Here is a 22,225-nt window from a genome sequence, read left to right on the forward strand (position 1 = left end):
TGCGTATGCAATTGTGCATATGATGATCATGAGGTAGGTAATGAACTGTGAATAATTTGAAGTGATTTATTTACGATTTCTTCTGCGGCATATATGCCGATTGCATCTGTTTTTAAAATATGGGGTTGTAAGTTATCATGCATTGCCCCTAACTCACCATGAAGTGGTGCGAAGGCATGGTTCGCCTTTTCAAGCATGCATAAATCAAGTAAAGAATCCCCAGCTGTAATAATCGTATCTATTTGCAAAATTTCTTTTATATATTGCACGGCGTCCCATTTATTAATTGGTTTTGGTACAAAGTATAGCTTTCTACCTTGAAGTGAATGATTCCAGCCTTGTTTGTCTAACCAGGAAGTGAAGGATGATAATTCATCATAAGGAATGTTCTCCCGTTTAATAATGCAATAATGGAATAGATCATCAGCTGTTTTTTGCGATATAACCCAATCCTTATGAGCTATTTGTCCAAATTCCTTTAGTATGTCGTTTCTCTCTATACATTCAACCGATAGTCTTTCTTTTACTTTCCTGTTCCAAGTACCATCTTGTTTCCCGTTATGAAGGATATTGCCGCCGTTACTTGTAATGGCGTATTCGGGAATGATTTCGTTTTGGAATAAAGCAATACGCTGAAACTGCTTAATAGTTCTTGTTGTAACTGGGATGAAATGTGAGTGCAGTTGTAATTTTTTTAGTAGTGAAATGGTTTTATGTGATATGAAAGAAATTTCTTTCCCATCTATAGTTTCAATGAGTTGAATTGATTCATCTTCTATAGGGGCACGAAACGATTTCCGGGAATAAATAAGCGTCTGATCAAGATCACTGGCGAAAATCATCTTGTTTCCTTCCTAAGAGGCTTAATGAGCCCGCAACATGAATAAGCCATATTCTCATAGATTTCAATTGGGACATTCTTTTCTTTAGCGAGAAGTAAAATATGCTTTAAATCGGGATTGTTTTGCTTACGTATTAAAATTTTCCACGGTATTCTCCGGAGTAATACACGAGTTGTTTCACCGACTCCTGGTTTAATTAAGTTAATATCGTCAATTTCAAAGTGATTTTGGATAGACTGTATATCTTTTAATCCTTGCCAAGAGGGATCAGTGTAAGTTGAAGTAATATAACGTAATTGATTATCTATATGAGAATGAACAGAAGGGAATAACTCTGTTACCTCATCAACGAAGAAATTTGATAAGTCTTCTTGTTCTAGATCTTTATAATATTTAACACCATGAAAATCATTTGGACCGATATAGGTGTCATTTAGTACAGTGCGACTAATTAGTCCAGAGACTGTTGCATTTAAGCAAGCGCTAGGAATAAGAAAATCTTCACGTGTACCGTAAATTGAAGTACAGTAACCGGGATCAGCAAGCACAGCCATACAATGAGAAATGTGTGTATTATTTCGTTCGTTAAATGTGTGTACTGCATATTCTAATTCTTTTTTTATTGCACCTTTTCCAGTCCACCCATCAATGAATTGAATTGTTTCTTTAGGGTGATGTTCCAAAATATAATGGAGTGCATTTTCATCAATACCGCGTCCGCGAACAATAGAAATACAATAGTGAGGTACATCAAGGTTGTATTGATAGCGTATGTAGCGTTTGATAAGAATGCCAATAGGTGTACCAGCACGAGCTAATGAAACGAGGACAAGGTTAGTTCCTTTAGTTTGTATAATCTGTTCGGCGACAACTCCAACAGCGATGGCTAGTTTGTGTTTATATTGTTGCAGGGAAGAAAAGAATAAATCCATATACGCTTTAGATGGTTTATATTCCATTGGTAACATTTCGGAATAATGTGTGCCAGCTTGAATTGCTTGTTCTCTAGTTTCCGTGGAACTTTCTTTCATTAAATCACTAATATCTTTTAATAGAAAAATAGCATCATTTGGATTGTAACTACTAATATGAGAATTTACTTTTACCATAATTATCAACCTTCCTTTTCTATGCTATTTGAAAATGAGACGATATGAATAAAAGGAATAACTGTTTGTAACTGCTGTAGAAGAGGAAACAGGGCTTCTTCTCCTAAATCACGCTCAATAAAAACAAATACTTCATCGTAATCATGAGGTGAAATATTATAAAAGTAATTTGTAATAGTAGAATTTTCAGGACTTGGATATGAGAAATGATTATGAATGGCGTAGTTTACATCATTTGAAACAGGATGGATAGGGCTTCTTGTTGTAGATTGATATAAAATATTTTCACCCATTTCAGCAGCAATTTTCATTGGGATATACATAAATTCACCCGTTCCGAGACAGAGTGTTCGTTTTCCCATTCTTTCTCTTTTTAAAGTTTTTCCTGCTTCTTGAGCGAAAGAATGAATGTGCTTTTGTTCATATGCTGAAATGCCAAATCGCCCAGTATATTTTATATAATTTGATGTATAGGGTGATTTTGGACAGGTAAGGGTATGCTTTTTGAAATCAGGTTTTGTTTCTTTAATTTGAATATCTGTTTTTGCAATATTTAATGGTTGGCCAGTTGTATGAATACTGCCTTCTAATAAAGAAATAACATGAATCTTAATTTGAAGTTCTTCTTCTAATTGTTTAAATTGTTTTCTATTAGTATGAGAACGCCAGTCTAATAAAGAAGCAATTATATATTCTTCTCGTGGGAATTTATTTTGAATAGATCTAATAATATTTAATGCTGTTTTTCCTGTTGTCATCTCATCATCTACGAGAACAATCGGGTTGTTGTTTTGAAAAAAGCTTTCATCTACATAACAACGGTGCGATGTTGCATGAGAATGTTCTTCCTCAAATGTAATGACAGATTCTAGGTGGGGTATCGATTCCCTAGTTGTATGCACATACTTTGCATTTTGAAAGCATTGAAACATAGAATGACCAAGTGCTGTCGCTGTTTCAGCGAATCCGATGAACACAACTTCTTCTTGCAGAGGATATTGATAACGAAATACTTCCTCTGGGATTTCATCAATTTCTAATGAAATGAGATTTAAAATTTCTTTTTGAAATGGATGAGAAATATTATGTAGTATTTCCAAATATCTTGCAGCGAGAGCAACTCCACTTGATAGAGAGACTGCAGGTTTAATAGGAAGATGCTTTCCAAGGATTGTACTCATAAATAAAAAACTACGTTTCTTATTTATTCTCGCAGCCATTTGAAAAAGATTGTCTAGCGCTAAATTATATGGATTATCACGTACTTCTACATGGACTTGTATATTATTTAAAACGTTATACGTGTTGCTTTGCGTTTGTAATAAGGAGATCGGTGAATTGTTTGTTTTCATGTAGCACCCCGTAAATATTAGATTTTAAAATGGTTTTGCGAGCCCAGCCATAATGAGGTTTTACTTCATTCATTTTGTTAGAAAAACTGCTTTTTAGCACTCCATTATACGTATCTGCATTTTGTAAAATTGATCTCGCATCTAAATAATCTTCCATTGTGACAATGTGCATTGCCTGTACAACTTTAATATGAGATGGGTGAATAACTGTCTTTCCGATTAAGCCATTTGCATGGTCAAGTGATACCTCTTGAATAAGCCCTTCTTCATGATCATTAGAAAAATATTCCCATACACATCCTGAAATAATATATTCATTTGTTGCCCTTGAGAAAACGTTAATAATGTCTGAAATACAATCACGGACAACGGTAATATGATAGATAGGTGTGTATTTATTGCGCCGAATACTAAATAGACTTGAAAAATCAGTAGCACCAATACGTACATTTAAGATGTAATCGTGATAAGAATCTAGTAAATCCTTTATTTGTAATAATGATTCTGCCCGTGTTTCCTTATACATAATTTCGGGGGATTCTAAAATCGGCATGCCATATAGCGATAATGAGTATAACTCGTTTATATATGCAAGCTGATCGATATAAGTCTTTCCGTTAATCGGTGTGAATTTTGGAAAGACAAAACCACATAAACAATGAACAGCACTACCTAATTCAGTAACAATTGTCTTCAGTTGACTTGGCTGTCGAACTCTAATAAAAAGAAGCGGGATGTCTGCTTGATTTAGTATGTTGGCACTGACTAAGTTAGCGATTTGCTGTATTTGAACGACGATGTTTTGCTCTGCAAGTTTTACTTCCTCATCGCTGATAGCGTCCTCTAGACAAAGAATAATTGAGGTAGCATCCACATGTTTCTTTCTAATTATATCTTCCGCAATTGTTTCTTTCGTGCCAGGAGTATATAGTGTGGCGCCTAGTGCGTAAGCTAGTTGTTCTTTCCCTATATTTTTTGAAAAACTAAGAGGTTCTTTATAGAAAAAATTTTGCCGTTCTTCCGAGGAGAGATAAGAAAAGTAATTCAAATTGTCACCACCTTATTTGTAATGATTCTGTTTAATCGTAACATAATAAGAAAAATCTTCCATAAAAATGAAGCGATAAATTTAAAAAATATATTGAGAAAGATGAATTATAAGATGAATATCGAATATTGTTAATAGAAATATAATAGGGGGAAAGAGAAAGTGGATATACATAAGTTAACGATAGAAGAAGCAAAGAAGATAAATACGTGGACGTACGAGGAACCTTATAGTTTATATAGTTTTTCAGGCGAGAAAGAAGTAATAGAAGAGCTATTAGATGGAACGTATTATGGCTGTTGTGACGATCAAGGAGAGTTCATCGGCTATTTTTGTTTTGGAGAAAATGCACAAGTACCAGGTGGAAGAGATGCTAATTTATATGATGGAGAAGATTTGATTGATATCGGACTTGGTATGAAACCGGCGTTAACTGGGAAAGGAATGGGGAAAGAATTTTTCCAAGCTGGAATAGCGTTTGCCACGAAAGAGTTTAATGCAAAAATGTTTCGATTAAGCGTAGCGACATTTAATACAAGAGCGATTACGTTATATAAAAATATCGGATTTAAACAAGGGACTATTTTTTTGAGTCGCGGAAGAGAATTTATGCTTATGGAATACGAAAGGCCGTCAGAATGAAACTGACGGCCTAGAAAACATTATTATTCTGAGTGCTCAGCTCGGTGCGCTAAACGGCTTGAAGCAGCGGCAGCGATTCCGCCAACGATATCATCAAGGAACGTGTGCACCTTTCCAGTTGATTTATCATTTAAGTATTCTAAAATACCAGGTTTTAATTTATCAATATATCCAAAGTTCGTGAAACCGATAGAGCCGTACACGTTCACGATAGAAAGTGCGATAACTTCATCAATTCCGTATAAGCCTTCATCACGTTTTACAATATCTTGTAACGGTTCACTTAGCATTCCCTTTTCAGCAAGGACATCAAGCTCGATACCAGTAATCAGTGCGTTTTGTACTTCACGTTTTGATAGTACACGTTCTACATTGTAACGGCATTCTGACATCTCTAAATTTGGATGATATTTTTTTTGAAGAAAATGAACAAGTTCAGCAATATCGTCAATTGTTACACCACGTTCTTGTAATAGTTGTAATGCTCTTTCTTGTAGTTGATTTGATTCTTTCATGTTTATCACCTTTTTTTCTTTTTAGTATTTGTATACGTTTCGTTGCTTTATCATGTGCATAGGAATGAAAGGCGAGCACAAGCTCATATATATAAAGAAAAACCATAGGTGGCGACTGCGATGATTCAGCATATTTATGAGCATTATCACATGCATGTTAAAGAATTAATCCCCCTTGGCCCCTATAAAAGCTTTTGGATTCGCAACAAAATTTATGTACTTGTTCCAATTGGAGAAATGGAGGAAGAAGTACTTGTAGAGATGAAAAAGCTCAGTGACTATATGAACCAGCAAGGGGATATAACTGTAGCGACTTTCGTTCCAACTATACACGGCTACTATGTAAGTGAGATAGAAGAACAAAATTACTGCTTATTAAAAGGTATGCGAGCGTTAGAACGACATGCTACGTCATTAGGAAGTGAACTTTCTATATTCCATAAAAGAGGTGCATTCTTTCCAGAAGAAATCGAGCAATTAAGCCGCATTGGTGAATGGAAAGCGTTATGGGAAAAGAGACTCGATCAGTTAGAAAAGTTTTGGCAATCACAAGTGATGAACCACCCTACAGACGTATTCGATCAATTGTTTATTGAATCCTTCCCGTATTACTTAGGAGTTGCAGAAAATGCCATTCAATATGTTGTTGATACAGAAATGGATGATACGCCGCAACTAACGGATGCAGCGACAATTTGCCAAGAACGATTCACACCTTTATTATGGCATCAAACGAAGCGTCTCAAACTTCCTTTTGATTGGGTGTATGATCACCCAACTCGAGATATAGCAGAATGGATTCGCTATATGATGATTGAAAAAAAGAAAGACTGGGATCAAACAATCGTTCAATTTGTTACAGATTATGAACGGAATTACTCGCTGTCCTCATTTGGTTGGCGTTTATTATTTGCAAGGCTCCTGTTCCCGCTTCACTATTTTGAAACGGTCGAACGATATTATCAAACTGGAAACGAAGAACAAAAAAGCATATATAGAGATCGCTTAGAAGCCATTTTACACGATGTAAACCGCTCAGAGCAATTTATGAAGCACTTTTATGGCTCACTTCGTTTACCAGTAGATAAGCTCGGGATTAGAAAATTAGATTGGTTATCTTAAAAATATAAAAAAGAGATCGAGTGAGGTCTCTTTTTTATATACCACAATTTTATGTAATACATTATGCCCCTACCTGTTGATCTGTACATATATTTAAAACGAATTGATGCCTTTCGAGCTTTTCATTTACTTTACCCAATAATTCTTGCTGGATTTCTTTAAATAAAAATTGATAGCTTGTATTCCATGTTGGTATAACGGATGAAAGGCCTAATAAATACTCTTTTTTCTTTTCTAGTTCTTGAATTGTTACAAAAGTGTTCCCCATTTTTGGCATCTGTCGTCCCCCTATGTTTTTTTACTGTATATGTGTGAACGATTTACTATATAGTATTAATTATCGCATTTTTTGAGAAGGATTTCCAATTTTGTTTTATGATGTTAACGGATAAATGTGATTTGAATAAAAAAAGGAGACCAAATTTGGTCTCCTTTTAGAAGGCGATTCTGAATGAGCCGCTTCCGCTTTTAGATTAAAATACTTGTTCTACTTCGATAACGCCTGGTACTTCTTCAAGTAACGCGCGCTCGATACCAGCTTTTAGTGTGATTGTAGAACTTGGGCAGCTTCCGCATGCACCCATAAGGCGTAGTTTTACGATACCTTCTTCAATGTCTACTAATTCAACGTCTCCGCCATCGCGAAGTAAGAATGGACGTAATTTATCTAATACTTCTAATACTTGTTCTTGCATATGTGGGTTTTCCATTTTTATCGACTCCTTTCATCAGTTTTATTATAATCAAGATAGAGGGGAAAATCTATTTTTTCTCTTCTTGTTTTATTGTCGAAATATTGTATCGTGTTTTTTCAGTATAGGGGTATGGAATAAGTTTGTAAAATGATGTGCTTATGTAATAAGACATCTGAATATACTGTTGGGACAAGAAGTGGGGGAGAAGAAATGGTTAATGTTCAAGTGTATGGGACGAAAGTAATTTGTGCGAGCTGCGTCGGAATGCCATCTTCAACAGAAACGTTTGAATGGTTACAAGCGGCAATTGGTCGTAAATATGAAGGACAAGAAAATAAATTTAATTTCGAGTATATTGATTTCCAAGAAGAACAAGAAGATGCAGATAAAAAAGCATTCGCTGAGCGCGTAGTGGAAGAAGATTTATTTTATCCGGTCGTTCTTGTAAATGGAGAAATTGTTGGAGAAGGAAATCCTCGTTTGAAGGATGTTTATGAAGAAATCGAGAAATATTTATAAAACAAGAAGTCTTTGCGAATTTGCAAAGGCTTTTTTATTGGAGGGATAGATATGAAAAATGGAGTGAAGCATGCGTTACCAACGGAAGTACAACAGTTAATGGAGCGGTACACAGTAGAATTAAAAGAAATTTTTTTGGATGAAAAAATAGTCGGGGTATATATTTACGGATCCATCGCACTAGGTGCATTTCATAAGGAAACGAGCGATGTTGATTTTGTTACAGTGATAAATGATTCCGTGAATGAAGCTGAAAAACAGCAGCTTGTGGAACTACATAAGAAACTTAGTGACAATACGCTAGGTAAAAGAATGGACGGTATGTATATTCCGCTTGCTGACTTAGGGAAATACAATGATGAAATGAACGAGTACGTGTATTGTGCAGATGGTAAAGCTAATGTTGGTCATTGGGACATTAATGCGGTCACATGGTGGACGTTGAAAAATCAAGGCATTACAGTTACAGGAAAAGAAGCAGAAGATCTTCCGCTGCAAATACAATGGAATGATGTAGTAAATACGATGAAATACAACGTAGAACAGTACTGGAGTGAAAAGGCGAAGAAGCCATATTTATTTTTTATAGAAGAGTGGGTAGAATCAGCTGTCGTTACGATGGGACGCATTTTATATACACTAGATTATAAAACAATCGTTTCAAAAGATAGAGGATTGCAATACTTGTCAGAACGTTCAGCGGAAGAATGGGAGCTCTTATTAAAAGAAGTAGCGAGAATACGGCACAATCCAAAAGAAAAGAGAATGCTCTCAAGGTGGAGAAGGGCAGATATGACGAAGAGGTACTTACTGCATTTAATTGAGACGTGTAGAGAGAAATGGTAGGGAAGAAAATGGACAATACAGTGGGGTGTATTGTCTTTTTTATTTTGTAGTAGATAGAAAAGTATTTACAAGTATTGTGTAGAGGAAAGATAATAGAAAAAAATATGCGCATGGGGGAAGATGATGAGTAAATATAAATTACATATAGATAGAGAACAATTATGGAAAGGATGCGTTTTAAATTCGATTGCCCATGCAATTAATGTAGCGCATTGTCCAGATTTCTCACATGAAAGTTCATGGGATGGATTTAACTATAGTATGCAAGATAGCCAAGGCGGACAAGGGACAATTACGTTTCATCCGAATTACACGATTGTATGTCTTCAAGATGTGAATAGCGAGAGAATTGATGAGTGGATTGATGCGAAAAATTATTTTGAAGGGGCACCTTCGGAAGTAATAGATATTGCGAAAGAAGAAGCACTTCAATACGTATTAGAAGAAGTAGAAGGCGAAACAGTTCCTTTTATTACAACTGCATTTTGGATTGAGGATAGCGGTGCGTATTCAATTGATTCATTTGAAGAGATGGAAGAGCACGGCGGATTCTTATTAGAAATTCCATTACTTGATACAGCATCAGCAATAGAAAGACTAGAAGAAGAGTATGAACTGACAGAGGAACAAATAGAGCTTTTACAACTCGTGTATAAGAAAAAAATCCAAAGTCCAAATGAGGAAATTAAGTTGTCCAAAGAAGAAGTAGCAATGATTGGAACGGAAGATAGTGAAGGATTGGAAGTTAGTAAGGATTCATTTGAAGAAATGAATATTACTTGGGAGTTGTAGGGGGGATAACATGTTTCCGATTGGTGATCAGCCGAAGATTATGAAAGACTTAGCAGGTATAGCTGGTGATTTAGAAGAAGTAGCGATTGAGGGGAAAACAAAAAATATAGAACGACTAGCATCTTTGAAAGTTAAAAAGTTATGGATGTTCACAGTAAATCAAAAGCAGTTTGATCATATTCTTACGTATGTTTGTCCCGATATATTATACGTGTACGAAATGAGGGTCGAGGATTTAAGTAGCCTTCAGAAATTGTCTAATTTACAACAGTTGTATATGTGCTGGAATACAAAAGCGAAGACGTTATGGGACATTGATTATAATAAAAAACTCAAATCCTTACTAATTGATGATTTTTCTAAGTTAGAAGATTTAAGTGCTTTAAGTAAGTGCACACAACTTAATACCTTCTATATGGGTGGTGGAATAAATACAGCGATGAAAGTACAAACTTTAAAACCACTCGCTGAATTACAGCAGTTGCAAAAGCTTACTTTGATGAATTTAAAGGTTAAAGATGATTCATTAGAACCGTTAATGCAATTGAAAAATTTAAAGGAGTTAAGCTTATCTAATCAATTTAAAGTGGAAGAGTATGCAAAACTCTCTGTAGCATTGCCATATACGGTATGTGAGTCTTTTAAACCTTACGTATATATGAACGATGCAATAGATGGGAAAAATATAATGGTGACTGGGAGAAGAAGGCCAGTCCTTAATTCAAAAACGGATACTGTGAAGATGCAAAAGTATGAAGAACGATTTAAAAAGTTACAAGAGGAATATAAAGCACTAGTAGAAAGTACAATGTGAAATTACATTGTACTTTCTACTAGTTTTTTCATATACATATCAACTTCGTGAAAGAATATGGGCTCTTTTTCCTCGGTATTCAGATGCACGGTGCAATGTAAATATTGCTGGAAGTAGCGATTAGCTTGTTCGTACTGTTTTAATTTGTAGAAAGAAAAACAGGTAAGAAGTAGAAACGCTTTTTCTTCTAATATTGGAACGACAGCTAGTACCGGAGTAATGGAATGTATATTTATTTCCACTAAATTTTCATAAGATGCCCACGTTTGAAACCAGTCGAAAATAGTAGAAAGGTAATTCGGAATGTTGATAGTTTCATGTGAAACATTGTGCAATAGCTGGTTCTGTTTGATATGTATAGGCTCTATTCTTGTTTGTAGAATGCAAGCGAATATTGAAATGTTTTCTTTTATTTGTAATTGGTTCGTAATAAGCTGCGGGAGACCGATAGGGTGAACTCCTATATTTATATAAAAATCATCTCCAAACTGGCTTTTTTGTATGTTAATGAGCTTATAAAATCCGTTTTCAGCTTTGAAAAATGTATGTCTTTTTTTCTTAAAGCCGAGTGGTTTTAAAGTGGCGTGTAAATTTGTAATAAAATCTTGCTCCTTTTTAGAGCCAGGCTTATTCTTCGTCATATTCATAAGTAGTTAAGTTTTGTAAGAAACTTTCAAAGTTAGGTGCTAATTCAATAATTTCCTCAAACTCATTATCGATAAATATAACTGGAGGATTTTCAGCTACATTTCGATAGTCTAATGCAATCCATGTATGTCCATCACCAGATAAAAGTACGATATTCTCAGGCATTTCCCATTCTCGAATTAAATAGCGGCTCTCTAAAATACTAGATTCATTTTCATTAAAAGAAATACCATATAAACCAGATACATTAACGTGATCGTCTGCCCAAGAATTTGGCTTTGAAGTAGGGTGAACATCGAGACGAAGAGTTCCCCCATTTTGTTCTTTTAGAAGGGTTATATATGATTCTGGAAGCTTTACGTTCAGTACTTCTTCTGCTTTTTTGATTAGTTCATCGTTAATGGGTGCTAGTTTTAAATAGTCATCGTCTGCCCAAATTGTACTCTTCATATTCGGTCACCTCAAATAATAGTTTTAAGAATCTTATGTCATATATTATAGTTAGTTTAGATAACACGCAATAGAGGGAGGGACGGAGTATGGATGTGTATGAATACCTCGATCACGTAAATTCTAAAGAAGATTTATTAAAATTTCTTGTATACCTCCAAAAGGATTTTAAAGCGAATAAAGATGAATGGGAGAATGTAGAGGTAGAGACTTATTTAGAGGCATTAAATAGTTGGTTAGGTTCTTGTGAATCGGTTTATATAAATCAAGGAGAGAAGTTTCCAGAAAATATTTCATGGAAGTTTATTGCTCAAATGTTACTTGCGGCAGCTCATTATGAATAAAATTAGATTTTTAAAAGATAGAATGGAGAAGATATCATGATTAACCATAATAAAATTAAACAACTTTTAGCACATGTAGATCGTGCTGAGGATAATGAAATTGAGCTAGAGTATGAATCTGAACCTATGACGATAGAGTTGTTTAATAGTGAAGAAATAGAAGAAGGGCAACTTGGTTATAGTTTTGATGAAGAAGGACAAAGCTTAGTCGGGAATGAAGAAGGAGATTGGAAAGAAGGATGGATTGTAATAGGGATAGATTCATATCTTGGAGACCCGATTTTTGTAGATAGTAATGATGAGAATTGTCCAGTTTATACAGCTATGCACGGTGAGGGAGAATGGGAGCTGGAATGTATAGCGGAACGTATAGAAGATATTATTGAGAAAGTGAAGGGGAATGTGGGGGAATAAAATAGTATTTCAATGTGATTAAGAGGGAGGAAATGTAGTATATATTCACTAAAAAAGATATATAAAAATGATTTTGATGCATCCTTTTTAGTGAATATATAAAATAATTAACTTAGTGTATTAAAGATATGATACATAATTATTTTAATATATTTAAAAGTAAAATGAAATAAGAAACGGATAATTGTCGGAATATATTCGATTTCCGTTCACTTTTATGAAATATGTGTACTTTTTGTTAGATTCCTTCATTTTGTCCATATACAATAAATGTATATAGAAATAAGAAAAGGATGATGTACGTGAAGGACACGGTTTTACAAGAAACGATTTCTCCACAAGAATTACATAAAGTTGTTCAAAAGAATACAGCTTATTATGACTTTAAGTGGGGTAAAGTAGAAAACCCTGCGCAAGGGAATACATGGAATTGGGTAGCCTTTTTCTTTCCAACTTTTTGGTTAGCTTATCGTAAAATGTATAAGTTATTTATTATATTTGCGTTATTGGCTATACCTAGTATAGTTATAACCCCTTTTATAGATATTCCAGAGGGGATTTATGTAACATTTAGTTTAGCTCTTCAATTAGGAATGATGATATTTACTGGATGGCAAGGAAACCGTTTATATTATAAGCAGGCTGTTCGTGTTTTTCGTAAGGGAGAAGATGCGTCTGATCATGAGAAGGCGTATTTCTTACAATCTAAGGGTGGCGCTAGTGTAGCTGGTATGATTGGTTTACAAGTTATAGTCGGGATTGTGTTTGGCGGAGCTATGCTCGGACTTTCTCTTTTACCAACTGAGCCGAATATTAAAAACGTTGTTCGTTCAACTGGTGAAGGGGTTACTTTAGAGATTATGACTGATAATCCAACCTGGAAGTTTGTGAAGAAAGAAAAAGATTATGACGTAGTAGAGTTTACTGGTTATGATTATACAGAGAAGAAAAACGTGAAAATTAAATTTGCTGTTTATTTCGATGAAGATTATTTCGAGTGGCAAGAGATATATGAAAATAATAAGAAGTTAAGTGAAGAAGAAGTAGAAGAATATCAAATTTACATTGAAGAAAATAATTGGGGTTTCTAGAGGGAACTCGTTCATTTTGAAAAGAAGAATCTTGTGAAGGTTCTTCTTTTGTTTATTAGGGGGAGAGAAATGATTTCAGTATTAATAGAAGCTCTAATAGGATCGATTAGTTTAAGTACGGGTTTACACACGAAAAAGATTGATGCTAACATACGTTACTTGCAGCAGTATGAATGGTTTCGAATGATATATGAAGACGAGAAGTATCGAAAGTTATTTATTACGAACTACAAAGTTCGCTCATATTTACAAAGTAAGTTAAGAGTTCGATTGCTCGTAAAAAATAAAAATGCACAACGAAGATTTTTAAAATTAGTAGAAGAACAAATAGAAAAAAGGCATACGAATTGAAATTTTGTAAAATACAATAAAAAATGAGAATTTGAGGTAGGCTTGTCAATAACGTGAGACTATGGCACTATAAAGAAATGCTATACAAATTTTATTTATCGAGATGTAAACATCAATTTTGATTTTTACGTATAAATAATGAACGGAGGAAATGAATTTATGGCTACTTTACCAAATTGTCCAAAATGTAATTCAGAATATACGTATGAGGATGGCGTTCTTTTCGTATGTCCAGAATGTGCTCATGAGTGGGGCCAAGACGCAGAAGCTGAAAATAATGATGGTGCAAAAGTTGTAAAAGATGCGAACGGAAACGTTCTTCAAGATGGCGATGCAGTTACTGTTATTAAAGACTTAAAAGTAAAAGGAACTTCTTCAGTTGTGAAGATCGGTACGAAAGTAAAAAGTATCCGTCTAGTTGATGGCGATCACGATATCGATTGCAAAATCGACGGTTTCGGAGCTATGAAGTTAAAATCACAGTTCGTTAAGAAGGCGTAGTACAAATAAAAAGAGGAGGCGAATAGCCTCCTCTTTTTATTATGTCACTTTTTGTCGGTAAATCGATATTTCGTACAAAATCGTTGATATATTCTGAGTTATGATAGATATATTGAAAAAATCGTTAATATAATTTCATTCATCGTGAACTACGCACGATTCACCGTGCACCATATTCAATTTCTTTCAACTGACATCGCTTATTAAAGAACGTTTTATATCCAAGCTGTAAAAAGATAATGACAGCAAAGGCAGTACTTCCAGAAATACCGAGTATGATGGCGATTTGATATTGAATGGCTGTGAATGGTGATACACCGGATAATATTTGACCAGTCATCATGCCTGGTAAGCTTATAATCCCCATTCCGACCATAGAATTAATTGTTGGTAAAATAGCAGAATCAAAAGCGTCTCGAATGAGCGGAGCAGCTGCTTCTTTCGGTGTTGCGCCGAGCATAAGTGCACCTTCAATTTGACCTCTTTGCGATTTCATATTGTTTAAGAACGTATTTGCGCCGAGAGAAACACCAGTCATGGCATTCCCAACTAACATTCCTGTAATAGGGACGATATATTGCGGAGCATACCACGGATTATGTCCGATAATAACAAAGATAAATAGTAGAAGTGGCCCAATTGATCCGGCGACCATGGAAAGGGCGGCTACTCGTTTTAATTCTTTAGACATTGGGATGTTAACTCGTTTATAAATATTAAAAATTGCAAAGGTAGTAATAGAAGTAATGAGAGCAATTGTATAAAATGGATTACTGTTTTCAAATACGTATGTAAGGACATATGCAACAAGTACGAGCTGAATCGTCATACGGAATGTTGCGAGAGCGATTTGTTTTTCGCGAGGTATTCCTTTTAATTTTACAAGTCCAATTAAAATAAGAATGAAAATATAGGCAGCTGCAAGTTGCCAAATTTGGAGTTCAATAACGCCCTTCAACAGAGAGCACTTCCTTTCTAGTTGCACCGTTTGCTTTACTAATCTCAATAATGTCGTCTGCAATTTCTTCTGGAAGTTGTTGTGAGTGTGTGATGAAGATAATTGTTTTTTTCTTTTTTCGTGCTAGTCCAGTAAATTGTTTCATAACGCGGCGTTCTGTATCACTGTCTAATGCTGAAGTAGGTTCATCTAATAAATAGACAGGCGGATCCATAAGTACGATACGTGCAAAGGCAAGTCTTTGTTTTTCACCGCCAGATAGTGAGGAGGCGCTATCTTCTAATTGCTTGTCTAAGCTAACGGTTTGTAATGCACTCCGCAGGGCATCATCATTTGGAAATGGTTTTTCAGAAAGACGAAGTCCCATTAATAGGTTGTCTTTAACGGTTCCATCAAAAATAGGTGGAGTTTGCCCAAGCATAACTACGTCACGACGTAATTGAATAGGGTGATAATCAGAAATTAATTTTCCATTATATTCAATTGTGCCGGATGTTGGAGATTGTAAATCGTTTAACATGCGAAGCAACGTGCTTTTTCCGCTTCCGCTTTCACCGATAATGCAAGTAATCTTTTCTTTTTGAATCTGTAAATAAGGAATGTATAGTATATCTTTATATATAACGTTTTTTAATATAAACATAAATCGCTCCTTTCTGATTCTAGTTATATCGTATCAAAAAAGAGAAGATAACGGTTATAAAGAGCAACGTTTTTTCTTCGTCTTGAGTTTTATTAATAAGTTAAGTAAACGATCTAATTCTTGGCTGAAAGAAATCACTTTATCATGAGTCAATCCGTATCGTTCAACGAGATAGATTAACTCTTTCTTTTTCGCTTCTATTCGATTGTTTAGTTTCGATAAGTTCATAAGTGGAATGTAATGCCTCCTACAAAAGTATTTATCACATAAAAAATAAGACCGAATGAATTCGGTCTTCAAGGAAATAATAAAACAACTTACAAATAGCATACAATGTTTATCAATATTTTTTAATATAAAAATGAAAAATAAATCATTATAAATATTGAGAAAGATGTGTCTGATAATTTTTAAAAACTGATGCAAAGAGGCTGCCTACATAGTAGACAGCCTGTAAAGTATTAACCTTTATGATATTTGTACATCCAAAGAAGACCAGATTTTAATAATCTCGGTACACGCCCCATTAATGGTTGGTTTGCGAGTAAACCGAATCCATGCTTCTTACCAAGAGATCCTAGAACACCTTTTAATTTAATAACAGGTAGTTCATCCGGGAGTGGTTCATTATTCCAACGTTTTAATAATATTTGGACAATTTGTTCTCCTTGACCTTCAGCAAGTTGGGCAGATGGTGCATGTGGAAGTGCTGCGCAATCTCCTACAACATACACGTGCTCGTTGTTTGGAATATTGTGATATTTTGTTAAAACAACCCGTCCGCTACCATCTTGTTCAACTGGAAGGTTTCGAACAACTTCATTTGCTTGAATACCAGCTGTCCAGACGATTGCATCACATTCAAGTGGTTCATCGTGGTTGTACACAATATTTGGTTCTACTTTTGTAATGTTAGAGTTTCGTATAATGTTAACTTTATGCTTTACAAACCATTCTTCTACATATCTACTTAATTTCTCTGGATATGGGAATAAAATTCTATCTTTTCGATCAAATAAATAGATTTTTAAATCAGAACGGCTTTCACGAAGTTCACTTGCTACTTCAACGCCACTTAAGCCAGCACCAACAACAGCTACTGTTGCATTTGGTTCTAGACTATTTAATTGTTCATAGGTTTTACGTGTTTGTTCAATTGATTGTAGACTATGTGTATATTCCCTAGCCCCAGGAACGTTATGATATTTATCTTCACAGCCAAGTCCGATAATTAAGTCATCATATTGGATTGCTTCGCCGCCATCGAGATGAACAGCTTTTTCTTCGAGGTCAATATTTGTTATTGTGCCGTATTGAATATTGAGGCGTGGGTGTTCAGGAAACGGTATACGAATATGCGTTTCTGAAATAGTACCCGCAACTAATGCATAATATTCAGTTTTGAAGCAATGATATGGTACTTTGTCGATTAATGTCACTTGTACATCATCTGGAAGTTGGTTGCTTGGAAGTAGCCTTTGCAGAATTCTCATTCCACCGTAGCCGCCACCTAGTATTACGAGGTGTTTCATGATGGATTACCCCTTTTCTGTTGAAATATCCCCTAATCATAAAATTTTATATTAATAAAATATTTTGACTTTACTCAATCAAATTATATCGAATTTGTGAACAAATAACAATGCATGAATGAATACTCTGTTGTACAATAAGAAGAAAAGTAAAATAAACTGTTTTTCCTTTGTAGTTACTATTTCATTGGAAGTAGCATGTTATATAGAAGAAGTCATCTACTTTGAAGTGAAGTAATGAAGTAACTAAATAGTTTAGACTGTGTAACGAAAACAACAAGAAACAGCTTAGTTTTCTTCTTATAGATAAAGTGAAAAGGTAATTTGTTTTGTAGTACAGGGGGGAGAATTTTGATTAAACCATTAATTGAATTTTGTGTAGGTAACCTTGCAAGTGGTTCACAAGCAGCTCTAGAAAAATTAGAAAAAGATCCGAATTTAGATGTAATGGAGTACGGTTGTCTAGGGTATTGTGGTATTTGTTTTGAAGGACCGTTTGCACTTGTAAATGGTGAAGTTGTACAAGGTGCAACAGTAGAAGAGCTTGTTAATAATGTATATGAGTATTTGGATGAAAATCCAATGTTTTAAGGTGTTGCGAATTAGCAGCACCTTTTCCATTAGATAAAACTTTATTTTGTGGGGAAGGCTAATGCTGATTATTAGCCTTCCCCAATTGAAAATAGTGGGATAAATAAAAAAAGGCCCTTTTTAGAAGGGCTTTTTTCTTACACAAATTGTGTAAGAGTGGCTCATCGCCAAACGTTGTCAAATATGAGAAACGGGGGACATTCATATTGTGTTCTAAAAGCATGCATTTTATACTTAACATAACAAATTATTTTTGGAGTGAATATAAATGAGCCAATTTTCTTTTACAAAAATGCATGGTCTTGGCAATAGTTATATATATGTAAATATGTTTGAAGAGCAAATTCCTGAAGAAGATTTAGCCCTTGTGGCCGAAAAGGTTTCAAATATTAATACTGGTATTGGAGCAGACGGGATGATTTTAATTTGCCCTTCAGACGTAGCTCCGGTGAAAATGCGCATGTTTAATAATGATGGTTCTGAAGGAAAGAGCTGTGGTAATGGTTTGCGCTGCGTAGCGAAATATGCGTATGAGCATAAACTAGTAGAAGAAACAGTTTTCACAATTGAAACGTTAGCTGGTATTGTAACGGCTGAAGTAACAGTAGAAGATGGTGTCGTGACATTAGCGAAAATCGATATGGGGGCACCGCGTCTAACACGTGCAGAAATACCGATGCTTGGTGAAGGTGAAACGCCATTTATTCGTGAAAACTTCTTATATAATAATCATCGTTATGCATTTACAGCTGTTTCAATGGGAAATCCGCATGCGGTTATTTTGGTTGATGATGTAGAAAAAGCACCTCTTACAACACTTGGACCAGTCCTTGAGACACATGAAATGTTTCCAGAGCGAGTAAATGTTGAGTTTATCGAAATTTTGAATGATGACGAGATGAACTTCCGTGTTTGGGAACGTGGATCTGGTGTAACGCAAGCTTGCGGAACAGGAGCGTGCGCTGCAGTTGTAGCTGCTATTTTAAATGGAAAGATGGAACACGGTAAGGAAATTACTGTTCATTTAGCTGGTGGCGATTTAATGATTGCGTGGACTGAAGAAGGAAACGTGTTGATGAAAGGACCTGCGGAAGTAATTTGCCGCGGAGTGTATGAGTACAAGATAGAAGCGTAAAGATGTATAATGGACTAAGAACAGAAAGGAAGGTGTATTTCATGATTGAAGTAACAGAACAAGCAGCTTTTCAAATTAAAGATATGTTAAAAGATGCTGAAGATGGAGAGAAGTATGTGCGCCTTGCTGTACACGGCGGCGGATGTAGCGGTCTTTCTTACGGCTTAGGATTTGAAGTAGAACCAAAAGAAGACGACACAGTTCTTGAGTTTTTCGGTGTTGAATTTGTTATCGATACAGAAAGTGCTCCAATTGTTAAAGGAGTAAAAATTGACTATAAACAATCTATGCTTGGCGGTGGATTCACAATCGACAATCCAAACGCAATCGCATCATGCGGATGTGGATCATCTTTCCGTACAGCGACGAATGCTGGTAAACCAGAAGAGTGCTAAGTTTTTAGACGAAATAGAAAAGGCCTTTTTAGCGATGGAATAAAATCGTTAGAAAGGTCTTTTCTTTTGGCATTAAAACAGAAAATGCATGTAAAGTTACTTTGGAATTTAATTTAAATGTTATTATATATAGGATATGTGATTTATATTGTGAATTCCAGTTTCATATTGCTCGTTTTAAGATAAGATTTCGTAACGGAAATGTAAATAAATAGAAGAAATATACTATTTATTAGTTGTATTTAATGTTAATATTTGTAACGAAGATGATTGGCGATCGTGTTCGGACTAGCTGTAGTTTCACCGGTTATTACTAATAGGTAGATTTATCCCATAAAAGCCCGATTGGTGAGGGCTGATTAAAGTTTCACTTTATATAAAAAAGGTGTATGAGGGAGAAGGCTATAGCAAATTGTATAGAACTGAATAGTTCCGTATTCATTAAAATACGTTGATTACTAGATATTAAAAAACACCGGGGGGATTAGAATGAAGTTATTTAAGAAAGTACTTATAGTAGGGGTGGCGTTGACTACAGTATCGATTTTGGGGGCTTGTTCTAGCGATACAGACGTATTAACAAAAGTAGGAGCAAAGCAACCAGCGAAGTCGGAAGGTGACGTATTAAAAGATCAGAAGAAAACACCTATGACCACGAGCAAACGTGAAAGTATTAAAAATGAGGACGCTCCATCATCAAAGAAGCGTTATATTTCTCATGATGAATCTCAAAAGATTGAGGAAGGTATGACGTATACGGATATTCTTAATACGATTGACTACGGTGGTGAGAATATAAAACATTATAATAACAATGAAAAACGCGTATTTTATACTGAAAAAGATACGGATGGTACATATGAAATTATGGTTGAATTAAATACATATGGTTACGTTGTGAATATTGAACGTACTGCTATAAAGGATACAAATAAAGATAAAGATAAAGATAAAGAGAATCGGGTATCTACGAAACGTATTGAAGAGCCTGTAAAGGAATATGAAGAAAAAAACGATCGTGTACCGTGGTATAAAGATGTAAATAACAATTCGGCAGCAGTAATTTACAATCACTATTTGAAAATAAAAAAAGGTATGCCCGCGAATCAGGTAAAAGCTGCAATTGGACAGCCACATGTGATTGAGAAATATAAATCTTATTCAGTATATGATTATACTGGTTATGGTGGAGAAGGATCATTACGTGTAATTTTTGAACCGAATGGAACTGTTACGGATGTAGTGGAAGACGGTTTACCACGATAATAAATTAGTTACGGGAAGAGTTGTAGTAAAGTTGTCTTTGATTTTATAAATTTTTTGGGAGCATCTCCGAATATAGGTGGAAAAATAATTCTCTTAGCCATGTTATAGTATTAGTATTTACCGAAGTTTCTTCCAAATTCAATAGCGTTATTGTGGATGTTGTTGTCGTATTATTTTTGTTGATATATACCGCAGTAGGGCAGCAATTGTAATTGGACGTAAAAGGACGCGGAGGAGTAGCAGTTTCCTTTTTGAAAAAAGGAGGGAAATATGGTGGAGGATATTCTTGAATTCATAAGGAGATACGTAATTAAACCTGTTATTAATTTAGTAAGATATCTTGTAATAGAGATTATAATTGAGGGCATAATAGAAGGCGTAATAAATGGTATAAGGAAATTACGTGATAAGTGGCGAAATTGGCGTGAAAGACGTTATTGGCGGTAGTGTAGCTGATGAACGTGCGAAACAAAAACGTTATACAGAAGTTATGAAGAAGTTTAATGAAATGATAGCAAACCACCCGCATTTAGAATCTGTACTCGTTCCAATTGGTGATGGAATGACAATTTCTAAAGTGAAGAAATAATTATTATCTTACAAAAGTGTAATGTTCATGTCATGTTTTTGAATTTCTTCTTTAAGCTCTGGGCTTTAAGATAAGAATATAAGAAAAAACATATGAGGTGAAGGAAATGAAAAGATACATTGCACTATTTAGTATTTTAGTTGTATTCGCAAGCTTGTTAGTTGGTTGTGATTTAAACCGTATGGGTAAAGATGAGTACTACGTTCAAATTACAGTAGATGGAAAAGAAGTTCATAGTAAAGCTGATAATGGTCAAAAATTTAAAGATTATGAATATAAGTTGACTGGCTTTGATAAAGACGGTAAAGAGAAAGAATTAGAATTTACAGCTCAAAAAAATCTTCGTAAAGAAGCATTCCTACGCGTATATCACTCAGATAAAAAAGGTGTATCAGCTTGGGAAGAAGTAAAGAAAGACGAGCTTCCAGCGAAAGTGAAAGAAAAATTAGGCGTGAAATAAGACAGATAGAAAAGGAATTGACGAACAGGGTCAATTCCTTTTTTTGCTTTCAAATTCTTCTTCTGAAATGACTTTAAATCCGTGTCTTTTAAATAAAGCAGTTGTCACTCCGAAACCAGTTTGCTTATTGCCGTTAAATTCTCCAGTGTAAATCGTAGAACTACCACAAGATGGGCTGCGTTCCTTTAAAATAATATATTCTGGGTGTAAATTTTTAATTTGTTCTAATGCTTTATAAGCGCCATTTACGAAAGCTTCTGTAACATCTTCACCATCTTTTGTCATCACTTTCGCTTTTCCGTCTAAAACGTCGTCGCCATTCCCGCCAATAATTTCAGCTGAGGGGCGAGGTGTTGGTAATCCCCCTAATATTTCAGGACAAATGAGGACTGTATCTTCTTTTTGCAAAAGCTCCTCTATTTTTGAAACGAGATTGTCATTTCCATCATACCGACAAGCGATACCACCTAAACAAGCACTAATTACGATCATATTTTCATCTCCAATAAAAAAATATTAACTATCACGCCAATTTTTCTTCCTGCCTCTTATTTATAAGTG

At 35.0% G+C, this 22,225-nt stretch carries 31 protein-coding genes; 17 read left to right on the forward strand and 14 right to left on the reverse strand.

The window, feature by feature from the left end:
• Positions 1-26: 26 nt before the first annotated feature.
• From ACUN13_RS20665 to ACUN13_RS20680, 4 genes are read right to left on the reverse strand one after another with little or no spacing between them, the layout of a single operon-like run.
• Positions 27-842, reverse strand: a complete 816-nt coding sequence (locus ACUN13_RS20665) for an HAD family hydrolase (protein ID WP_025686787.1) — start codon at positions 840-842, stop codon at positions 27-29.
• Positions 839-1,951, reverse strand: coding sequence for a cysteine protease StiP family protein (locus ACUN13_RS20670; RefSeq protein ID WP_033696598.1), 1,113 nt, complete (start codon positions 1,949-1,951; stop codon positions 839-841). The genes ACUN13_RS20665 and ACUN13_RS20670 overlap by 4 nt, the downstream gene beginning before the upstream one ends.
• Positions 1,952-1,956: 5 nt before the next feature.
• Complete coding sequence (locus tag ACUN13_RS20675; RefSeq protein WP_445423934.1) at positions 1,957-3,303, reverse strand: phosphoribosyltransferase family protein; 1,347 nt, start codon at positions 3,301-3,303, stop codon at positions 1,957-1,959.
• Positions 3,248-4,351, reverse strand: coding sequence for an HpcH/HpaI aldolase/citrate lyase family protein (locus ACUN13_RS20680; protein ID WP_025686784.1), 1,104 nt, complete (start codon positions 4,349-4,351; stop codon positions 3,248-3,250). Before ACUN13_RS20680 ends, ACUN13_RS20675 begins: the two co-directional genes overlap by 56 nt.
• A 162-nt stretch (positions 4,352-4,513) precedes the next feature.
• Between ACUN13_RS20680 and ACUN13_RS20685 the strand changes: the two genes are divergently transcribed.
• The gene (locus tag ACUN13_RS20685) at positions 4,514-4,993 is read left to right on the forward strand and encodes a GNAT family N-acetyltransferase (protein WP_025686783.1); all 480 of its coding nucleotides are present in this window, start codon (positions 4,514-4,516) and stop codon (positions 4,991-4,993) included.
• Between the two features lie 23 nt (positions 4,994-5,016).
• Here the strand turns inward: ACUN13_RS20685 and ACUN13_RS20690 are convergent, their stop codons facing one another.
• Complete coding sequence (locus tag ACUN13_RS20690; RefSeq protein ID WP_000665103.1) at positions 5,017-5,508, reverse strand: phosphatidylglycerophosphatase A family protein; 492 nt, start codon at positions 5,506-5,508, stop codon at positions 5,017-5,019.
• 120 nt (positions 5,509-5,628) lie between these two features.
• On the opposite strand from ACUN13_RS20690, the gene yutH reads away from it, so the two are divergent.
• A complete protein-coding gene (gene yutH, locus ACUN13_RS20695; protein ID WP_000614215.1) occupies positions 5,629-6,630 on the forward strand; it encodes a spore coat putative kinase YutH in 1,002 nt (333 codons plus the stop codon).
• Between the two features lie 61 nt (positions 6,631-6,691).
• On the opposite strand, the gene ACUN13_RS20700 is transcribed toward yutH, so the two are convergent.
• Complete coding sequence (locus ACUN13_RS20700; RefSeq protein WP_001125507.1) at positions 6,692-6,907, reverse strand: hypothetical protein; 216 nt, start codon at positions 6,905-6,907, stop codon at positions 6,692-6,694.
• A 196-nt stretch (positions 6,908-7,103) separates the two neighbouring features.
• Positions 7,104-7,340 carry a NifU family protein gene (locus ACUN13_RS20705; protein WP_000431159.1) on the reverse strand — a complete coding sequence of 79 codons (237 nt, stop codon included), beginning with the start codon at positions 7,338-7,340 and terminating at the stop codon, positions 7,104-7,106.
• A gap of 195 nt (positions 7,341-7,535) precedes the next feature.
• Here ACUN13_RS20705 and ACUN13_RS20710 point away from each other — a divergent pair, with 195 nt between their 5' ends.
• From ACUN13_RS20710 to ACUN13_RS20725, 4 genes are all read left to right on the forward strand, one after another.
• Entirely contained in the window at positions 7,536-7,844 is a 309-nt protein-coding gene (locus ACUN13_RS20710; RefSeq protein ID WP_000248588.1) for a YuzD family protein, read from the forward strand.
• Between the two features lie 51 nt (positions 7,845-7,895).
• Positions 7,896-8,690 carry a nucleotidyltransferase domain-containing protein gene (locus ACUN13_RS20715; RefSeq protein WP_000788486.1) on the forward strand — a complete coding sequence of 265 codons (795 nt, stop codon included), beginning with the start codon at positions 7,896-7,898 and terminating at the stop codon, positions 8,688-8,690.
• Positions 8,691-8,813: 123 nt separating this feature from the next.
• On the forward strand, positions 8,814-9,482 hold the full coding sequence (locus ACUN13_RS20720; protein WP_025686782.1) for a hypothetical protein: 669 nt from the start codon (positions 8,814-8,816) through the stop codon (positions 9,480-9,482).
• Between the two features lie 10 nt (positions 9,483-9,492).
• On the forward strand, positions 9,493-10,296 hold the full coding sequence (locus ACUN13_RS20725; protein WP_000483944.1) for a leucine-rich repeat domain-containing protein: 804 nt from the start codon (positions 9,493-9,495) through the stop codon (positions 10,294-10,296).
• A gap of 2 nt (positions 10,297-10,298) precedes the next feature.
• Here the strand turns inward: ACUN13_RS20725 and ACUN13_RS20730 are convergent, their stop codons facing one another.
• A complete protein-coding gene (locus ACUN13_RS20730; protein WP_025686781.1) occupies positions 10,299-10,937 on the reverse strand; it encodes a DUF4304 domain-containing protein in 639 nt (212 codons plus the stop codon).
• Complete coding sequence (locus ACUN13_RS20735; RefSeq protein ID WP_002025033.1) at positions 10,924-11,394, reverse strand: SMI1/KNR4 family protein; 471 nt, start codon at positions 11,392-11,394, stop codon at positions 10,924-10,926. The genes ACUN13_RS20730 and ACUN13_RS20735 overlap by 14 nt, the downstream gene beginning before the upstream one ends.
• A gap of 89 nt (positions 11,395-11,483) precedes the next feature.
• On the opposite strand from ACUN13_RS20735, the gene ACUN13_RS20740 reads away from it, so the two are divergent.
• The 5 genes from ACUN13_RS20740 to phnA all read left to right on the forward strand — a co-directional run bounded on the left by ACUN13_RS20740 (position 11,484) and on the right by phnA (position 14,095).
• Entirely contained in the window at positions 11,484-11,738 is a 255-nt protein-coding gene (locus ACUN13_RS20740) for a DUF7660 family protein (RefSeq protein ID WP_025686780.1), read from the forward strand.
• A 36-nt stretch (positions 11,739-11,774) separates the two neighbouring features.
• Complete coding sequence (locus tag ACUN13_RS20745; RefSeq protein WP_025686779.1) at positions 11,775-12,152, forward strand: hypothetical protein; 378 nt, start codon at positions 11,775-11,777, stop codon at positions 12,150-12,152.
• Between the two features lie 293 nt (positions 12,153-12,445).
• Complete coding sequence (locus ACUN13_RS20750; RefSeq protein ID WP_142292990.1) at positions 12,446-13,243, forward strand: DUF2628 domain-containing protein; 798 nt, start codon at positions 12,446-12,448, stop codon at positions 13,241-13,243.
• Between the two features lie 69 nt (positions 13,244-13,312).
• Positions 13,313-13,594: a hypothetical protein gene (locus ACUN13_RS20755; protein ID WP_000626489.1), complete on the forward strand. Its 282-nt coding sequence runs from the start codon at positions 13,313-13,315 to the stop codon at positions 13,592-13,594.
• 159 nt (positions 13,595-13,753) lie between these two features.
• Complete coding sequence (gene phnA / locus ACUN13_RS20760) at positions 13,754-14,095, forward strand: alkylphosphonate utilization operon protein PhnA (protein WP_000212735.1); 342 nt, start codon at positions 13,754-13,756, stop codon at positions 14,093-14,095.
• 160 nt (positions 14,096-14,255) lie between these two features.
• Here the strand turns inward: phnA and ACUN13_RS20765 are convergent, their stop codons facing one another.
• The 4 genes from ACUN13_RS20765 to ACUN13_RS20780 form a co-directional block, all read right to left on the reverse strand.
• Positions 14,256-15,053: an ABC transporter permease gene (locus tag ACUN13_RS20765; protein WP_025690010.1), complete on the reverse strand. Its 798-nt coding sequence runs from the start codon at positions 15,051-15,053 to the stop codon at positions 14,256-14,258.
• Positions 15,037-15,696, reverse strand: coding sequence for an ABC transporter ATP-binding protein (locus ACUN13_RS20770; RefSeq protein ID WP_445423935.1), 660 nt, complete (start codon positions 15,694-15,696; stop codon positions 15,037-15,039). Before ACUN13_RS20770 ends, ACUN13_RS20765 begins: the two co-directional genes overlap by 17 nt.
• Positions 15,697-15,750: 54 nt before the next feature.
• The gene (locus tag ACUN13_RS20775) at positions 15,751-15,924 is read right to left on the reverse strand and encodes an aspartyl-phosphate phosphatase Spo0E family protein (protein ID WP_001054091.1); all 174 of its coding nucleotides are present in this window, start codon (positions 15,922-15,924) and stop codon (positions 15,751-15,753) included.
• 233 nt (positions 15,925-16,157) lie between these two features.
• A complete protein-coding gene (locus ACUN13_RS20780) occupies positions 16,158-17,228 on the reverse strand; it encodes an NAD(P)/FAD-dependent oxidoreductase (RefSeq protein ID WP_000682068.1) in 1,071 nt (356 codons plus the stop codon).
• Between the two features lie 351 nt (positions 17,229-17,579).
• Here ACUN13_RS20780 and ACUN13_RS20785 point away from each other — a divergent pair, with 351 nt between their 5' ends.
• From ACUN13_RS20785 to ACUN13_RS20810, 6 genes are all read left to right on the forward strand, one after another.
• Positions 17,580-17,819 carry a YuzB family protein gene (locus ACUN13_RS20785; RefSeq protein WP_000595026.1) on the forward strand — a complete coding sequence of 80 codons (240 nt, stop codon included), beginning with the start codon at positions 17,580-17,582 and terminating at the stop codon, positions 17,817-17,819.
• A 268-nt stretch (positions 17,820-18,087) separates the two neighbouring features.
• Positions 18,088-18,954, forward strand: coding sequence for a diaminopimelate epimerase (gene dapF / locus ACUN13_RS20790; protein ID WP_025686937.1), 867 nt, complete (start codon positions 18,088-18,090; stop codon positions 18,952-18,954).
• A 41-nt stretch (positions 18,955-18,995) separates the two neighbouring features.
• On the forward strand, positions 18,996-19,349 hold the full coding sequence (locus ACUN13_RS20795) for a HesB/IscA family protein (protein WP_000573826.1): 354 nt from the start codon (positions 18,996-18,998) through the stop codon (positions 19,347-19,349).
• Positions 19,350-19,838: 489 nt separating this feature from the next.
• The gene (locus tag ACUN13_RS20800) at positions 19,839-20,615 is read left to right on the forward strand and encodes a hypothetical protein (protein ID WP_445423936.1); all 777 of its coding nucleotides are present in this window, start codon (positions 19,839-19,841) and stop codon (positions 20,613-20,615) included.
• A 403-nt stretch (positions 20,616-21,018) separates the two neighbouring features.
• Positions 21,019-21,204, forward strand: a complete 186-nt coding sequence (locus ACUN13_RS20805) for a methyltransferase (RefSeq protein WP_050844650.1) — start codon at positions 21,019-21,021, stop codon at positions 21,202-21,204.
• Between the two features lie 106 nt (positions 21,205-21,310).
• Positions 21,311-21,664: a YxeA family protein gene (locus ACUN13_RS20810; protein ID WP_000833148.1), complete on the forward strand. Its 354-nt coding sequence runs from the start codon at positions 21,311-21,313 to the stop codon at positions 21,662-21,664.
• Between the two features lie 30 nt (positions 21,665-21,694).
• Here the strand turns inward: ACUN13_RS20810 and ACUN13_RS20815 are convergent, their stop codons facing one another.
• A complete protein-coding gene (locus tag ACUN13_RS20815; protein WP_000635481.1) occupies positions 21,695-22,156 on the reverse strand; it encodes a DUF523 domain-containing protein in 462 nt (153 codons plus the stop codon).
• Between the last annotated feature and the right edge of the window lie 69 nt (positions 22,157-22,225).

The organism is Bacillus cereus group sp. Bce041 (genome assembly GCF_052646455.1).

Coding starts and splice junctions, on each gene's coding strand:
- ACUN13_RS20665 (WP_025686787.1), bottom strand. CDS start 842: ATGATTTTCGCCAGTGATCTTGATCAGACGCTTATTTATTCCCGGAAA.
- ACUN13_RS20670 (WP_033696598.1), bottom strand. CDS start 1,951: ATGGTAAAAGTAAATTCTCATATTAGTAGTTACAATCCAAATGATGCT.
- ACUN13_RS20675 (WP_445423934.1), bottom strand. CDS start 3,303: ATGAAAACAAACAATTCACCGATCTCCTTATTACAAACGCAAAGCAAC.
- ACUN13_RS20690 (WP_000665103.1), bottom strand. CDS start 5,508: ATGAAAGAATCAAATCAACTACAAGAAAGAGCATTACAACTATTACAA.
- yutH (WP_000614215.1), top strand. CDS start 5,629: ATGATTCAGCATATTTATGAGCATTATCACATGCATGTTAAAGAATTA.
- ACUN13_RS20700 (WP_001125507.1), bottom strand. CDS start 6,907: ATGCCAAAAATGGGGAACACTTTTGTAACAATTCAAGAACTAGAAAAG.
- ACUN13_RS20705 (WP_000431159.1), bottom strand. CDS start 7,340: ATGGAAAACCCACATATGCAAGAACAAGTATTAGAAGTATTAGATAAA.
- ACUN13_RS20710 (WP_000248588.1), top strand. CDS start 7,536: ATGGTTAATGTTCAAGTGTATGGGACGAAAGTAATTTGTGCGAGCTGC.
- ACUN13_RS20715 (WP_000788486.1), top strand. CDS start 7,896: ATGAAAAATGGAGTGAAGCATGCGTTACCAACGGAAGTACAACAGTTA.
- ACUN13_RS20720 (WP_025686782.1), top strand. CDS start 8,814: ATGAGTAAATATAAATTACATATAGATAGAGAACAATTATGGAAAGGA.
- ACUN13_RS20725 (WP_000483944.1), top strand. CDS start 9,493: ATGTTTCCGATTGGTGATCAGCCGAAGATTATGAAAGACTTAGCAGGT.
- ACUN13_RS20730 (WP_025686781.1), bottom strand. CDS start 10,937: ATGACGAAGAATAAGCCTGGCTCTAAAAAGGAGCAAGATTTTATTACA.
- ACUN13_RS20735 (WP_002025033.1), bottom strand. CDS start 11,394: ATGAAGAGTACAATTTGGGCAGACGATGACTATTTAAAACTAGCACCC.
- ACUN13_RS20740 (WP_025686780.1), top strand. CDS start 11,484: ATGGATGTGTATGAATACCTCGATCACGTAAATTCTAAAGAAGATTTA.
- ACUN13_RS20745 (WP_025686779.1), top strand. CDS start 11,775: ATGATTAACCATAATAAAATTAAACAACTTTTAGCACATGTAGATCGT.
- ACUN13_RS20750 (WP_142292990.1), top strand. CDS start 12,446: ATGATGTACGTGAAGGACACGGTTTTACAAGAAACGATTTCTCCACAA.
- ACUN13_RS20755 (WP_000626489.1), top strand. CDS start 13,313: ATGATTTCAGTATTAATAGAAGCTCTAATAGGATCGATTAGTTTAAGT.
- phnA (WP_000212735.1), top strand. CDS start 13,754: ATGGCTACTTTACCAAATTGTCCAAAATGTAATTCAGAATATACGTAT.
- ACUN13_RS20770 (WP_445423935.1), bottom strand. CDS start 15,696: ATGTTTATATTAAAAAACGTTATATATAAAGATATACTATACATTCCT.
- ACUN13_RS20775 (WP_001054091.1), bottom strand. CDS start 15,924: ATGAACTTATCGAAACTAAACAATCGAATAGAAGCGAAAAAGAAAGAG.
- ACUN13_RS20780 (WP_000682068.1), bottom strand. CDS start 17,228: ATGAAACACCTCGTAATACTAGGTGGCGGCTACGGTGGAATGAGAATT.
- dapF (WP_025686937.1), top strand. CDS start 18,088: ATGAGCCAATTTTCTTTTACAAAAATGCATGGTCTTGGCAATAGTTAT.
- ACUN13_RS20795 (WP_000573826.1), top strand. CDS start 18,996: ATGATTGAAGTAACAGAACAAGCAGCTTTTCAAATTAAAGATATGTTA.
- ACUN13_RS20800 (WP_445423936.1), top strand. CDS start 19,839: ATGAAGTTATTTAAGAAAGTACTTATAGTAGGGGTGGCGTTGACTACA.
- ACUN13_RS20810 (WP_000833148.1), top strand. CDS start 21,311: ATGAAAAGATACATTGCACTATTTAGTATTTTAGTTGTATTCGCAAGC.
- ACUN13_RS20815 (WP_000635481.1), bottom strand. CDS start 22,156: ATGATCGTAATTAGTGCTTGTTTAGGTGGTATCGCTTGTCGGTATGAT.